Origin of the sequence: Sphingobium sp. (genome assembly GCF_033795625.1) — a bacterium.
Taxonomy (GTDB): domain Bacteria; phylum Pseudomonadota; class Alphaproteobacteria; order Sphingomonadales; family Sphingomonadaceae; genus Sphingobium.
This window is the reverse complement of the sequence record NZ_JARYGI010000112.1, coordinates 1-781: the sequence shown is the minus strand read 5'-3', so window position 1 is coordinate 781 and position 781 is coordinate 1. Positions and strand designations below refer to the sequence as shown.

The following is a 781-nucleotide window of genomic DNA, read 5'->3' as shown; positions in this document are numbered from 1 at the left end:
ACTTCATGGCGACCAGGTAAATATGTGCTTGATAGCTGTGATGCGCTGATCAATCAAAACACAGTTTCTGGTGATCGTTATCCTGACCCGATGCAAAGAACGATAGATACGGAAGAATTTATTACAAATTCGAACCCGCGTTGATTTTGCTTTGCTGGCGCGTCGGCCTAATAAGACCGTTATGCGTACCTATTGGAATTATTTCATGCCGATTGAGATAAAGATGCCCGCACTGTCACCCACGATGGAAGAAGGTACTCTCGCCAAATGGCTGATCAAGGTAGGCGATACGGTTTCTTCAGGCGATATCATGGCCGAGATCGAGACCGACAAGGCCACGATGGAATTCGAAGCGGTCGATGAAGGGGTTATCGCCGACATTGCCGTGCCCGCGGGAACGGAAGGGGTGAAGGTCGGCACGGTGATCGCCACGCTCACCTGCGAGGACGAAGAGGATGGCGCCGTCACCATGCCGAAAGCTGAGGTCAAGGCTACGGCGGAACCCGCGAAGTCAGCTGAGCCGTCCACGGTTTCCGTTTCGACTCCTCAGCCGACTGCAGTCTCCGTATCCAAGAGTGGTCGGGTGGTCGCTTCTCCGCTGGCCAAGCGAATTGCCGCACAGCGCGGCGTTGATCTTGGTGAGATCAGAGGCAGCGGACCAAGTGGCAGAATCGTCAAGTCTGACGTCGAGGGGGCGCAAGACAGCACGCCCTCTGAAACGCAACGCGCTCCCGCGCCGCAAGCCGCGGTCGCCGCCGTACCTGATTTCAGCATTCCTTAC

1 protein-coding gene is annotated in these 781 nt (G+C 55.8%); it reads left to right on the top strand.

Annotated elements, in window-relative coordinates:
* Nucleotides 1-205: 205 nt before the first annotated feature.
* Nucleotides 206-781 (top strand): biotin/lipoyl-containing protein (locus QHC67_RS18860; protein ID WP_319296706.1); only part of this gene is annotated, 576 nt, incomplete at its 3' end.